Annotated in this window: 13 protein-coding genes and 1 pseudogene; 5 read left to right on the forward strand and 9 right to left on the reverse strand. The window is 64.1% G+C overall.

Translation table 11 applies throughout. From position 1 onward, the window contains the following. Positions 1-219: 219 nt before the first annotated feature. Positions 220-564 carry an Hpt domain-containing protein gene (locus tag ACPPVR_RS14470; RefSeq protein WP_426614864.1) on the forward strand — a complete coding sequence of 115 codons (345 nt, stop codon included), beginning with the start codon at positions 220-222 and terminating at the stop codon, positions 562-564. Positions 565-677: 113 nt separating this feature from the next. Continuing rightward, positions 678-998, forward strand: a complete 321-nt coding sequence (locus ACPPVR_RS14475) for a 2Fe-2S iron-sulfur cluster-binding protein (protein WP_045008721.1) — start codon at positions 678-680, stop codon at positions 996-998. Between the two features lie 22 nt (positions 999-1020). Here the strand turns inward: ACPPVR_RS14475 and ACPPVR_RS14480 are convergent, their stop codons facing one another. After that, positions 1021-1488 carry an acyl-CoA thioesterase gene (locus ACPPVR_RS14480; RefSeq protein ID WP_426614865.1) on the reverse strand — a complete coding sequence of 156 codons (468 nt, stop codon included), beginning with the start codon at positions 1486-1488 and terminating at the stop codon, positions 1021-1023. A gap of 182 nt (positions 1489-1670) precedes the next feature. On the opposite strand from ACPPVR_RS14480, the gene ACPPVR_RS14485 reads away from it, so the two are divergent. Both ACPPVR_RS14485 and ACPPVR_RS14490 read left to right on the forward strand, forming a co-directional pair. Then, entirely contained in the window at positions 1671-2699 is a 1029-nt protein-coding gene (locus tag ACPPVR_RS14485) for an NAD(P)/FAD-dependent oxidoreductase (RefSeq protein WP_426614866.1), read from the forward strand. A gap of 122 nt (positions 2700-2821) precedes the next feature. Beyond that, positions 2822-3439, forward strand: coding sequence for a DUF2147 domain-containing protein (locus tag ACPPVR_RS14490; RefSeq protein ID WP_426614867.1), 618 nt, complete (start codon positions 2822-2824; stop codon positions 3437-3439). 169 nt (positions 3440-3608) lie between these two features. On the opposite strand, the gene ACPPVR_RS14495 is transcribed toward ACPPVR_RS14490, so the two are convergent. Next, on the reverse strand, positions 3609-4715 hold the full coding sequence (locus ACPPVR_RS14495; RefSeq protein ID WP_426614868.1) for a hypothetical protein: 1107 nt from the start codon (positions 4713-4715) through the stop codon (positions 3609-3611). 398 nt (positions 4716-5113) lie between these two features. Here ACPPVR_RS14495 and ACPPVR_RS14500 point away from each other — a divergent pair. Then, positions 5114-5469, forward strand: a pseudogene (locus ACPPVR_RS14500) (hypothetical protein). A gap of 54 nt (positions 5470-5523) precedes the next feature. Here the strand turns inward: ACPPVR_RS14500 and ACPPVR_RS14505 are convergent. The 7 genes from ACPPVR_RS14505 to kdgD all read right to left on the reverse strand — a co-directional run bounded on the left by ACPPVR_RS14505 (position 5524) and on the right by kdgD (position 12778). Continuing rightward, on the reverse strand, positions 5524-5793 hold the full coding sequence (locus ACPPVR_RS14505) for a hypothetical protein (protein WP_426614869.1): 270 nt from the start codon (positions 5791-5793) through the stop codon (positions 5524-5526). Between the two features lie 205 nt (positions 5794-5998). Further along, complete coding sequence (locus ACPPVR_RS14510; protein ID WP_426614870.1) at positions 5999-6742, reverse strand: mandelate racemase/muconate lactonizing enzyme family protein; 744 nt, start codon at positions 6740-6742, stop codon at positions 5999-6001. Continuing rightward, positions 6685-7203, reverse strand: a complete 519-nt coding sequence (locus tag ACPPVR_RS14515) for a hypothetical protein (RefSeq protein ID WP_426614871.1) — start codon at positions 7201-7203, stop codon at positions 6685-6687. The genes ACPPVR_RS14510 and ACPPVR_RS14515 overlap by 58 nt, the downstream gene beginning before the upstream one ends. Before the next feature lie 45 nt (positions 7204-7248). Further along, positions 7249-8790 (reverse strand): galactarate dehydratase, encoded by a 1542-nt coding sequence (garD, locus tag ACPPVR_RS14520; RefSeq protein ID WP_426614872.1) that lies wholly within the window; start codon positions 8788-8790, stop codon positions 7249-7251. 140 nt (positions 8791-8930) lie between these two features. Beyond that, positions 8931-10379: an aldehyde dehydrogenase family protein gene (locus tag ACPPVR_RS14525; protein ID WP_426614873.1), complete on the reverse strand. Its 1449-nt coding sequence runs from the start codon at positions 10377-10379 to the stop codon at positions 8931-8933. 84 nt (positions 10380-10463) lie between these two features. Continuing rightward, entirely contained in the window at positions 10464-11807 is a 1344-nt protein-coding gene (gudD, locus tag ACPPVR_RS14530) for a glucarate dehydratase (RefSeq protein ID WP_426614874.1), read from the reverse strand. Between the two features lie 26 nt (positions 11808-11833). Beyond that, a complete protein-coding gene (gene kdgD / locus ACPPVR_RS14535) occupies positions 11834-12778 on the reverse strand; it encodes a 5-dehydro-4-deoxyglucarate dehydratase (protein WP_426614875.1) in 945 nt (314 codons plus the stop codon). Between the last annotated feature and the right edge of the window lie 113 nt (positions 12779-12891).

Below are 12891 nucleotides of genomic sequence, written 5' to 3' on the forward strand. Positions count from 1 at the left end.
TCGCGCCGTAACACCTTAGCCCCAAATGAAATTCTCCACCGAACTTGGCCGATTGCGGCAACTTTTCGTCAATAAACCGGCAGAATTATGCAAAACAACCCAAACACTTCGTTAACCATTTCCGTGCTTGGCTGCGGCGAAAGCTCACCGCCGGACCGGCGGAACATCCGCGATGCCGGGGCCTGCGCCATGACGCCTGAACTGCAACGGATGGACTGGATGCCTTCGCCCCCGCTTGCACCCATCGACAGCCCTCTCGATCTCGACCATTTGTCGCGCATGACGCTCGGTGACGCCGAACTGGAACAGGAAGTCCTGGCGATGTTCGCCGAGCAAGCCGTTCGCCTGCTCGCGACGATGGCGGCGCTGCCGGGCGAGACCGGTGCGCTCGCGCACAAGCTCAAGGGCTCGGCGCGCGGGATCGGCGCCTTTGCGGTGGCGGATGCCGCCGCCAGTCTGGAGACCGCGATCCGGACTGGCCACAACCGGCCCCATGCCTTCGCCGTGCTGAAAGAGGCCGTGGCCGAGGTCCGCGCCGCCATCCAGGCGATCCTGAAGCACTAGGCCGCGGAGCCCGCAAATGCGGGTGGCCTGCGCACTAGCGCCAGCCGGATCGACCCGTTATAGGACAGCCAGGACCCTCCTTTTTCCCCAAGATCGCGGCAGCACGAGCACACATGGCCAAAATTCACTTTGTCGATCACAAGGGCGAAACCCGCACGGTGGACGTCGAGAACGGCGCCACCGTGATGGAAGCCGCCATTCGCAACAGCATTCCCGGCATCGAGGCTGAATGCGGCGGCGCCTGCGCCTGCGCGACCTGCCATGTCTATGTCGACGAAGCCTGGCGCGAGAAGGTCGGCAGCCCGACGCCGATGGAAGAGGACATGCTCGACTTCGGTTTCGACGTGCGCCCGAACTCGCGCCTGTCCTGCCAGATCAAGGTGAGCGACGAGCTCGACGGGCTCGTGGTGGCGACGCCGGAGCGTCAGGCCTAAGCACGTCTCTCTTAATCTATATCTATGCGGTTGGCGGCGCGACTTCGATGCCGCGCTTGTGCCAGGGTCTCAACTTCTCGATCACCTCCGCGGTGAGCGGCGCAGGCCGCCGCGTCGTCTCGTCGAGCATCACACCGACAGACGTCGCCGACGCGATGCACTTGCCTTCCGAAAATACCACCTGTTCGAAGGTCACCGAGGTCCGTCCCAGCTTGACGACGCCGAGGCCGAGCTCGATCGTGCCCGGCCAGCGCAGCTCCGCGCGGAAATGCATGTCGAGCCGCACCATGATCCAGGCAAGCCCCGGCGGCGTCAGCCCGTATTGCGGGCTCTTCATCAGCGTGACGCGGCCGGTCTCGAAATAGGTGGCGTAGACCGCGTTGTTGACGTGCTGGTTGGGGTCGAGATCGCCGAAGCGGACGTTGTCGCCAAGGCGAAAAGGGAAGTCCTCCAGGCGCGGCGTCGTATCGAGGCGGCTTGGTGCGTTCACCGGTTGATCTCCGTCATATCCATCCTCGTTACATCCCAGTTATTTTGACCGGGCAAGTGGGCGCTGCTGCGGGGCGCTCCCGCTTTTATGCCTTCCCTGATCCATCCCCGTTGGCTAGACAGGCAGGGTCACCTCTGCCCGCCGGGCGCCGTCCAACCGATAACGACCGATAAAGAGACGACATGAGCGATGTGATCAAAACCGATGTGCTGATTATTGGCGCCGGCCCCTGCGGTCTGTTCGCCGCCTTCGAGCTTGGCCTTCTCGACATGAAGGTGCATTTCATCGACATCCTCGACAAGGTCGGCGGCCAGTGCGCCGAGCTCTATCCGGAAAAGCCGATCTACGACATTCCCGGCATTCCGCAGGTTTCCGGTCAGGGCCTTACGGACGCGCTGATGGAGCAGATCAAGCCGTTCCATCCGACCTTCCATCTCGGCGAGATGGTCGACAGCGTGGAGAAGATCGGCGATCCCCTGTTTCGCTGCACCACCGACGCCGGCAAGGTGTTCGAGTGCAAGGTGGTGGTGATCGCAGCCGGCGGCGGCTCGTTCCAGCCCAAGCGTCCGCCGGTGCCGGGGATCGAAGCCTATGAAGGCACCTCGGTGCACTATGCCGTGCGCAAGATGGAAAATTTCCGCGACAAGAACGTGCTGGTCGTCGGCGGCGGCGATTCCGCGCTCGACTGGACGCTCAATCTGCATCCGATCGCGAAGCGGATCACACTCTTGCATCGGCGCGACGATTTTCGCGCAGCCCCTCACAGCGTCGAGCAGATGCGCGCGCTGGTTGCTGCCGGCAAGATGGATCTCCGGCTCGGCCAGGTCACTGCGCTCTCCGGCACCGAGGGCAAGCTCACGGGCGCAACCGTCAAGGCCAACGACAACAGCGTGGCGGAAATTTCCTGCGACACCCTGCTGCCGTTCTTCGGACTGACCATGAAGCTCGGTCCGGTCGCGAACTGGGGCATTGCGCTGGAGAACAATCTGGTGCCGGTCGAGACGTCCGCGTTCGAGACCAACGTGCCCGGCATCTTCGCGATCGGCGACATCAACACCTATCCCGGCAAGATCAAGCTGATCCTGTGCGGCTTCCACGAGGGCGCGCTGATGTCGCAAAAAGCCCATCGCTACGTTTATCCGGAGAAGCGACTGGTGTTCCAGTACACGACCTCGTCCTCCAGTCTGCAAAAGAAGCTCGGTGTCAACTGACCGCGGCGGGGCGGTAGGCGATGCCCCATGTTTCTGGCGCTGGAATCGTTCGCGAAATCGCCGTAGTTTGCGGCCATTCCAGTCGTGGCTAGCAAGGTGATTGGCTTAGCAAGGTGATCATAATGCGGAATCTCTTTTCCAGCTTTCGGCTGCTTCCGTTCCTCGCGCTCGCGCTGTCGATCAGTGCGGTAAGCCCGGCTGCGGCGCAAATCCCGGCTGCGGTGCCGGCCCAGCCAACTGCCGCAGGCCTCTGGCAGAAGGTCGAGGCCGGGCAGACGGTGGGCTGGTTCCTCTTCATCGACCACAACGGCATCTTCGAAGGCGTCATCGCCAAGACCTTTCCGCGTGCCGGCGACGATCCGAACGAAGCCTGCACGAAATGCGCGGACGATCGCAAGAACCAGCCGGTGCTTGGGCTCTCCTTCATCCGCGACATGAAGCGCGATGGGTTGAAATATGACGGCGGCAACGTGGTCAATCCGCGCGACGGCAACGTCTGGAAGGCCAAGATGACGGTGAGCCCGGACGGTCAGACGCTGACCATGCGCGGCTTCCTCGGCATCTCCCTGTTCGGCAAGGATGAGACCTGGCAACGCCTGCCGGACGCCAGCATCGCCGAGGTCGATCCCGCCATTGTCGCCAAATATCTCCCCGCGCAGGCCGCCGCGACCAAGCCGCCGCCCGCGCCCGCGACCAAGAAGGGCGGCGCGATGATGATGGCGCCGGCAGCGAAGAAGTAGGTTCGCTGCGCACCGCTGTCATTCCCCGCGAAAGCGGGCAATCCAGTACGCCGCGCCTTCTCCGTACCCTCGCACTGCCTTTGGAATACTGGATCGCTCGATCAAGGTCGGGCGATGACAGTTGAGCGTGTGGCTCCCGCGTGCCCCGGTTCCGTGCAGTACGGGACGCTCAATACGTCCGCGCCTTCTTGCAGGGCGCATAGAACGTGCCGTTGCCGGCAACGACCCGCTCGAGGCATTGCCGGGGATCGGTGATCTCGCCGTCGACCTGGAAATAATAGGCCTGTGTTCCGAGGCTCAGGACGTAATGTCCCGGCGGAAGTTCGAGTTCTGAATCACTGGCGTGAAGCTCGTACGTCTCGGCTGCGCCCGGAATCGGCGACACCCGAAACGGATAGGAGAAGTTGCGGATGACCCCGACGTCCTCTCCGCCACTTAGCGTCTTGCCTGCGGCGTCGGTCGAAAACTCCCTGGCGATCTTCGCGACCACCCGAACCTCGACGCGCTCCGCGACCGCATTGGCGGCGTCGCGCCGGAACACGATGAATTTGACATGGCCGTTCGCCAAATGCGGCCGATCCGGCTTCTTGAACTCGGGTGAAATCGCGATCCGCATGTCCGGCGCCATCACGCCGGTTGCGCTCAACTCAGCCAGCGACTGATCGTCGACCAGAGCGTAGATGCCGTAATCGGTCGGAAGCACGCGCGTCGGCTTCGGTGGCGGCGCGACGGGTGCTACCATCTCCGGCTTTGCCACCGTGATCGTCGTCTCCGGTTTGGGCGCAACCTGCGCAACCTCGTGGGTCTGGGGCGAGACCAGCCGGCGCAGCGAGGCGATATTGTCTCGCTGCGAGATGACAACAACGACGACAGCGGCGGCGAGCAGGATAGCTCCCGTGCGCTTGATCACGGGCCAGAGCGGACCGGAGATCGCGGTCCGCTTGCTGCGGGATATCTCGATCGCTGATCGCAGGACCGGAGCGTCGGCGGGCACGAGCTGGCCGCCGGCCCCGCCGGCCTTTGACGACGTGAGTTGTTGTGCCGGCAAGCGCTCCAGCGGCGCCTGATCACGGGAGAACTTCTCGACCTCGTCGATGGCGACCTCGAGCGCCCGCTTCATCTGGTCGATGTGCTTTGCGTCGGCGTAGGTGAACTGCTCGAGAAGCTTGTAGCGGGCAAGGTCGTAGACGATCTGCCGCCTGAATTCCGCGTCGTCCTTCACCGTCTCGAGCATGCGCGAAATCACGAGCGCGAACTGCACCTCGTTTGCGGGCAAATCGGTCGGGTCCTGTTGGCCAGGAAGCAGTTCTTTCGAACTCAGCGCTGACGGTCCAATGCCTGTCACGCCAGCACCTAATTCTTCCATTCGAAACAGTCGGTTAAACGATTGCGGTTGCGTCCGCGGCAGTTTGGTACACGTCCTGACACAACAAGGAAAGCCTCCGAACGAGCTGCAGCAAGGCGCCGATGCGCCACACTTGCAGGAGGGGCAGGCCGGTCGAGGCCGCCGATCGCGCCAGTAGTTCCCCGGAATGCGCGCTGGCGCCGGATTTGCATAGCTGTCGCAAAGCTGCTGGGGGAACGAGTCGCCACATTCCACGCCTGCCGTCGTTGCGCGGGCGGGCGGTCTTGTCTGTCCCTCGCGGCGCCGATCTTGATCCGCAGGAAGACGATATGAGACTTGCAAGATTGTGTGCGGCGACGCTGCTGGGGCTGATGACGCCGCTGGCGACATCGGCGCTCGCGCGCGACGACGACGCTACGCCAATTCGCCGCTCAAACCCTGGTTCGAGAGCCTGCGCAGTGAATACGGGCAGTGCTGCTCGGACGCCGACGGCTATGTCGTCGCCGACGTCGACTGGGAGTCCGAGAAGGGGCACTACCGTGTGCATCTCGACGAGGAGTGGGTCGTCGTGCCCGACGGCGCCGTCATCACCGAGCCGAACAAGATCGGCCGCACCATGGTGTGGAAGCACTATATCGACGGCCACCCGCGCGTGCGGTGTTTCCTGCCAGGCAGCATGACGTGAGAGAATGCAGCCAGCGCCCGCGTCGGATGCGGGGCTGCAAGTGACGCGAACCGTTTAGCGCGCCTCGCTATCGGAGTTCGCGCTGGCGAACCGCCTTACGCGTGGTGATAGCACCGAGACCTGCGCAGGCGAGGCGGGCATGCCGGCGACGGTCAGTGCCGGCGTCGTCGACTGCTCCTGAACGCCAGCGCCGCCGAGCACCTGCACTTGCGCGGCCGAGATCGGAAACGACTGCACTTCGTAAGAGGGAAGCTCGCCGGCAAATGCGCCGGCTGTGCTTGCAATCATCGCGCCGGCAACGGCAATCATCGAGAGAACACGCATTTCAAAATCTCCGTGGAAAAATGACAATCGGAGGTTTGGTCGCGGCAGTGCCGCAACAGGTTCGCTTGTGTGCGAACATTCGCTTTCTGTCGGCTGAGATATTTGGTTGCGTAATACGACCGCGATGAAGCAAGGACGAAGCTTTTCGTAGCCTTTGTTTCAGGACAGTTTCACCGGGCCGTCGCAATGCGACGCCGATCGCGTCTTATGCGCCGAGCGCGGACTCTCGCACCACTGCATCCGCGCGGCGGCGCAGGTCCGGATTGAGTGCAAGCCCGAGACCGGGCGCGGTCGGTGCCGACACGATGCCGTTGTTCACGATGGGCAGCGCGGTGACGAGGTCGCGATACCAGGTCGACAGCGTCGCGCGCACGACCTCCTGGAAGATCGCGGTCGGTGCATGCAGCGCCAGATGCAGACCGGCCATCAGCGCCACCGGGCCTGTGCAATCGTGCGGAGCGAGCGGCTTGTTGTAGGCTTCCGCAAGTGCTGCGATCTTGCGCGCTTCGCTCAACCCGCCGCACCAGGCGATGTCGAGCATCACCACGTCGACGGCGTCGGCCGCCAGCAGATTGCGGAAGCTCGCCGCGCCCGCCAACGTCTCACTGCCGCAGATCGGCGTCTTCACGCGCCGCCTGAGGTCGGCGGGGCCCTGCACATCGTCCATCTTGTTGAGGGGATCCTCGACCCAGAACACGCCGTAGTCTTCGAGCGCACGGCAGATCCGCTCGGCGGTGTGCATGCCCCACAGGCTATGCAGCTCGCACATGATCTCGATGCGATCGCCGACCGCATCGCGGACTTTGCGGAACGGCTCCAGCCCGGTCTTCAGATCGGTGAGTGAGATCGAATGGCCGCCATTGGCGGCAAAGGGATCGAACGGCCAGATCTTCATGGCGCCATAGCCCTCACTGAGAAGGCTCTCGGCGAGCGCGCCGGCGTCGCGCATGAAGGCGATCTGGTCGTCATAGGGCCGAGCGCGGCGTCCTCCGCGCCGATCTCGCGGCGCTTCGCGCTCCTGGTGTTATAGGCATAGCCGGCGCAGGTGTTGTAGGCGCGGATCTCGAGCCGGCTCGCGCCGCCGAGCGCCTCGTGCACGGGAATGCCGTGGCGCTGGCCCTTGATGTCCCATAGTGCGATGTCGATGGCGCTGGCCGCGCGTACCTCGGCACTGACACTGTGGAAGCCGAGATAGGGCGTCAGTAACTGACGCGAGATCGCCTCGATGCGGCGGGAGTCCTGGCCGAGCACCAGCGGTGCCGCGAGCTCATGCACGGCGGCCTCGACCGCCTGCGCGCCGCGAAAGCTTTCACCGAGGCCGGTCAGTCCTTCGTCAGTCTCGATCTCGACCCAGATCAGGTTCGGCCGCTCGTCGATGCGGATCGTGCGCAGGGTCGTGATGCGGGACATTGAGGTCCTCTTGCTCTTGGCCTTGCGAGCGCCGTTGCCGGCGCTTCAGGTCACCGGCGCCGGATTGAACAGCGTGAGATCGTTGTGGATGCCCCAGCGATCCGACCACGGCTTGGTGCGGCCGCTGGCAACATCGAGGATCAGTCTGAACAGGTCCCAGCCGGTTTCCTCGATAGTCTTCTCGCCGGTGGCAATGCCGCCCGCGTCGAAATCGATCAGATCCTTCCAGCGCCGCGCAAGCTCGCTGCGGGTCGCGACTTTGATCACGGGCGCAGCGGCAAGACCATAAGGCGTGCCGCGGCCGGTGGTGAACACTTGCAAGGTCATGCCGGAGGCGAGCTGGAGCGTGCCGCAGATGAAGTCGGACGCGGGGGTCGCCGCAAACAGCATGCCCTTCTGCGTCGCCTTCTCGCCGGGCGAGAGCACGCCGGTGATCGCGCTCGAGCCGGACTTGACGATCGAGCCGAGTGACTTCTCGACGATATTCGCCAAGCCGCCCTTCTTGTTGCCGGGCGTGGTGTTGGCGCTGCGGTCGGCGCCGCCGCGGGCGAGATAGGAATCGTACCAGGCCATTTCGCGCACCAGCGCGCGGCCGACGTCCTCGTTGATGGCGCGACGCGTCAGCAACTGGATCGCGTCGCGCACTTCCGTCACTTCCGAGAACATCACTGTGGCGCCGGCGCGCACCAGCAGGTCGGCGGCGAAGCCGAGGGCGGGGTTGGCTGTGACGCCGGAGAACGCGTCGCTGCCGCCGCATTGCAGGCCGATGACGAGATCGGCGGCCGGGCAGGTCTCGCGGGTACGCTTGTTGAGAATCTTCAGGCGGGCCTCGGCCTGGGTCATGATCGCGTCGACGATGGCGCCAAAGCCGTCGAAGGCTTCGTCCTGCATGCGCACGATGGCATCGCTGACGCCTTCCGGAACCAGACGTTCCGGCGCGAGCTTTTCGCAGCCGAGGCTGATGACCAGAATTTCGCCACCAAAATTCGGGTTGAGCGCGATGTTTTGCAGCGTGCGGATCGGAATCACCGCATCGGGCGCATTAATCGCGACGCCGCAGCCATAGGCATGCGTCAGCGGCACGACATCGTCGACGTTCGGATATTTCGGCAGCAGCTCGGTGCGGATGCGCTTCACCGCATATTCCATCGTGCCCTTGACGCATTGCACGGAGGAGGAGATGCCGAGAATGTTTTTCGTGCCGACCGAGCCGTCCGAATTGCGAAAGCCCTCGAAAGTAAAGCCTTCGAGCGGCGGCAGCGGCGCGGGAACGGCGGTGGAGATCTCGAGCCTGTCCAGCGCCGGGGCCTCCGGCATGCGGATGCGGGCTTCGTCGACCCATTCGCCGGCCAGGATTGGCGCGAGCGCATGGCCGATCACCTCGCCATAGCGGATGATCGGTTGATCCTGTGCGATGTCGACCAGCGCCGTCTTGTGCCCTTGCGGCACGAAGGCGCGCAACGTCAGTCCGCAGGCGAAGCGGGAGCCGGCGGGAAGCCCGAAATCGTTGACGACGATCGCGACATTGTCGCGATCGTTGAGCTTGATGTAGCGGGGCTGCTCTTTCGCTGCGACTGACTGGTCCATAAGGACTCCGAAAGTGTAGGGTGGTCAGCCGAAGGCGTATCCCACCATGTTGCCGCGATCTCGGTACGAAGTTGGTGGGTTACCCGGGTGGATGCGCTTGGCGCATCCACGGGGCTAACCCACCCTACGATATCAGCCTATCAGCCTGGATAGGTATAGGCAGTCTTCACCGTCGTGTAGAACTCGCGTGCATAGGAGCCCTGCTCGCGGGCGCCGTAGCTCGAACCCTTCCGGCCGCCGAACGGCACGTGATAGTCGACGCCGGCGGTCGGCAGATTGACCATCACCATGCCGGACTCGCTGTTGCGCTTGTAGTGCGAGGCGTATTTCAGGCTGGAGGTGCAGATGCCGGAAGCGAGGCCGAACTCGGTGTCGTTGGAGATCGCCAGCGCCTCGTCGTAGTTCTTGGCGCGGATGACGGCGGCGACGGGGCCGAAGACCTCCTCGCGCGAGATGCGCATGTTGTTGTTGGCTTCGGTGAACAGCGCCGGCTGGAGATAGTGACCGGGCGTCTCGCGCTTGAGGAGCTCGCCGCCCCAGGCGAGCTTGGCGCCCTCGTCCTGGCCGATCTTGATGTAGCGGAGGTCCTGGTCGAGCTGGCTCTGGTCGACGACCGGGCCGATATGGACGCCGGTCTTGAGCGCGTCGTCCACCAAAAGGCCCTTCAGGCGCTCGGTCAACGCCGCGACGAAACGGTCGTGGATGCCTTCGGTGACGATCAGGCGCGACGACGCCGTGCAGCGCTGGCCGGTCGAGAAATAGGAGCCGTTGACGGCGACCTCGACGGCGGTCTTGAGGTCGGCGTCGTCGAGCACGACCAGCGGATTCTTGCCGCCCATCTCGAGCTGGAATTTCTTCATCGGGTTCGAGAGCACACAGGCCTGCGCGATCTTGCGGCCAGTCTGCACCGAGCCGGTGAAGGAGATCGCCGCGACATCCGGATGCTCAAGGAGCGTCTGGCCGACGACCGAGCCGGAGCCGACCACAAGGTTGAACACGCCGGCCGGAATGCCGGAGCGGGTGATGATCTCGGACAGCGCGTGCGCGGAGCCCGGCACCAGCTCAGCCGGCTTGAACACCACCGTATTGCCATAGCAGAGCGCGGGAGCGATCTTCCAGGCCGGGATCGCGATCGGGAAATTCCAGGGCGTGATCATGCCGATGACGCCGACCGGCTCACGGGTGAGCTCGACGTCGATGCCGGGACGCACGGATGCGCCCTTCTCGCCGATCAGCCGCAGCGCTTCACCGGCGAAGAACGCAAAGATCTGGCCGGCTCGGGCGACCTCGCCGATGCCTTCCGGCAAGGTCTTGCCCTCCTCGCGGGCGAGCAGGCGGCCGAGCTCTTCCTTGCGCGCGATGATTTCGAGCGAGATCTTGTTCAGGGCGTCATAGCGCGCCTGCGGCGTCGACTGCGCCCAGGCGGGGAAGGCGGCCTTCGCTGCCGCAACCGCCTTCTCGGTCTGCGCCTTGTCGGCCTTGGCGTATTCGCCGACGAGATCGTTGGTGTTGGAGGGGTTGATGTTCTTGGTGACGCCGGAGCCATCGACCCATTCGCCGCCGATGAAGTTCTTCAGGATCGCAGTCATCTTATTCCTCCAAGTCATGTAAGGGGGCATGATCCTTATTGGAAAACCGGTACCCACTTTTCCGGGATCATGCCTGAAGGGTTCTTAACGCACCAGACAGGGACGCTTGTCGTCAAAGGTCCAGCCGGGGATCAGGTCCTGCATGGCAGTAGCGTCATCGCGGGCGCCAAGTCCATGCTTCTTGTAAAGCTCATGCGCGACTTCGATCGCCGCGCGGTCGATTTCGATGCCGAGGCCCGGACGATCCGGGACTGCGATCTTGCCGCCCTTGATCAGGAGTGGCTCTTTGGTCAGCGCCTGGCCGTCCTGCCAGATCCAATGGGTGTCGATCGCGGTCACTTCGCCGGGGGCGGCGGCGCCGACATGGGTGAACATCGCGAGCGAGATGTCAAAGTGGTTGTTGGAGTGCGAGCCCCAGGTCAGGCCGTTGTCACGGCAGGTCTGGGCCACGCGCACCGAGCCTTGCATGGTCCAGAAGTGGGGATCGGCCAGCGGAATGTCCACCGCGCCCAGACGCAGCGCGTGCGAGAGCTGCCGCCAGTCGGTTGCGATCATGTTGGTGGCGGTCGGCAGCCCCGTGGCACGGCGGAACTCGGCCATGATCTCGCGACCGGAGAAGCCGGCCTCGGCACCGCAGGGGTCCTCGGCATAGGCGAGGATGCCGTGCATGTTCTTGCAGAGGCCGATCGCCTCGTCGAGCGACCAGGCGCCGTTGGGATCGAGCGTGACGCGCGCGTTCGGGAAGCGTTTTGCGATTGCGGTGACGGCCTCGATCTCCTGCTCGCCGCGGAGCACGCCACCCTTGAGCTTGAAATCGGCGAAGCCGTAGTGATCGTGGGTCGCCTCAGCTAGCCGCACCACCGTCTCCGGCGTCATTGCCTCCTGATGGCGGAGGTTGAACCAGTCGGGTTTGCCGGTCTCGCCCTTGACGTAATCGAGCTTGGACTTGCGACGGTCGCCGACGAAGAAGAGATAGCCGAGCGTCTCGACACTCTTGCGCTGCAGGCCTTCGCCAAGCAGGGCGGCGACGGGAAGATTGAGATGCTGGCCGAGCAGATCGAGCAGCGCGGATTCGATCGCCGTGACCGCGTGGATCATGACGCGCAGGTCAAACGTCTGCTTGCCGCGGCCACCGGCGTCGCGGTCGGCGAAGGCGGTTCTGATATCGGCGAGGATGTTGTTCATCGCGCCGACGGTCTTGCCGATCACGAGATCGCGTGCGTCCTGGAGCGTCTGCCAGATCTTTTGTCCGCCCGGCACCTCGCCGACGCCGGTGTGACCGGCATTGTCGGTGAGGATGACGATGTTGCGGGTGAAGAACGGCGCATGCGCCCCGCTCAGATTGAGGAGCATGCTGTCGCGGCCCGCAACCGGGATCACCTGCATCGATGTGACGACGGGTGCTCCAGAGATTTCAGTCTGGGCCATCGCGCGCTTCTCCCTGTTGTTGTCTGTTATTCTGCGGCCTGTTGTGTCGAGGAGATGGCAGGCAGATTTTTCACCAGTGCGGCCAGTTCCGCGACCTCCTGCTCGGTGAGGTCCGTGAGCGGCGAGCGGACCGGGCCGGAGTCGCGGCCGATCACCTTCATGCCGGCCTTGATGATCGAGACTGCGTAACCCTTCTTGCGGTTGCGGATCTCGATCAGCGGCAGAATGAAGTTTTTCAGCCCGGCATGGATCGTCGCGTGATCGCGCTTGCGCACGGCCGCGTAGAAATTGGTGGCGAACTCCGGAACGAAGTTGAACACGGCCGAGGAGTAGGTCGTCACGCCCATATCGAGATAGGGCAGAGCGAAGGTCTCTGCGGTCGGCAGGCCGCCGACATAGGTGAGGCGATCGCCGAGCTTGGTGTAGACGCGGGTCATCAGCTCGATGTCGCCGATGCCGTCCTTGTAGCCGACGAGGTTCGGGCAGCGCTCGGCAAGCCGTGCCACCGTGTCGGGCTGGAGGATGGCGTTGTCGCGGTTGTAGACGATGACGCCGATCTTCACGGAGGCGCAGACCGCCTCGACATGGGCGGCGAGGCCGTCTTGTTCGGAATGCGTGAGGTAAGGCGGCAGCAGCAGCAGGCCGTCGGCGCCGGCCTTTTCCGCGCCGATTGCGATTTCGCGGGCGATCGCGGTGCCGTAGCCGGTGCCGGCGAGCACGGGCACGCGGCCCTTGGTCTCGTCGACGGCGATCTTGACGACGTGGGGAACTTCGCTCGGGGTCAGCGAGAAGAACTCGCCGGTGCCGCCAGCGGCGAACAGGCCGGCGACGTCATAGCCGCAGAGCCAGTCCATGTTGGCGCGGTAGGTCGCCTCGTCGAAGGAATAGTCCGCCTTGAACGGCGTGACGGGGAAGGACAGGAGGCCGGAACCGATCTTCTGGGCCATTTCCTGCGGGGTCATCTTGCTCATGGGCGCTGCTCCCTTCTCTCGTGTTTGTCGGGGACGCAATCAATGCGGCGTCCGTGGGCTGGTGTTTATGAGACGGTTCGATGCGCGTCCAAGCCAAAGCCTATATCGACCGA

It is taken from the genome of Bradyrhizobium sp. McL0616, from assembly GCF_049993385.1.
Classification (GTDB): Bacteria; Pseudomonadota; Alphaproteobacteria; order Rhizobiales; family Xanthobacteraceae; genus Bradyrhizobium.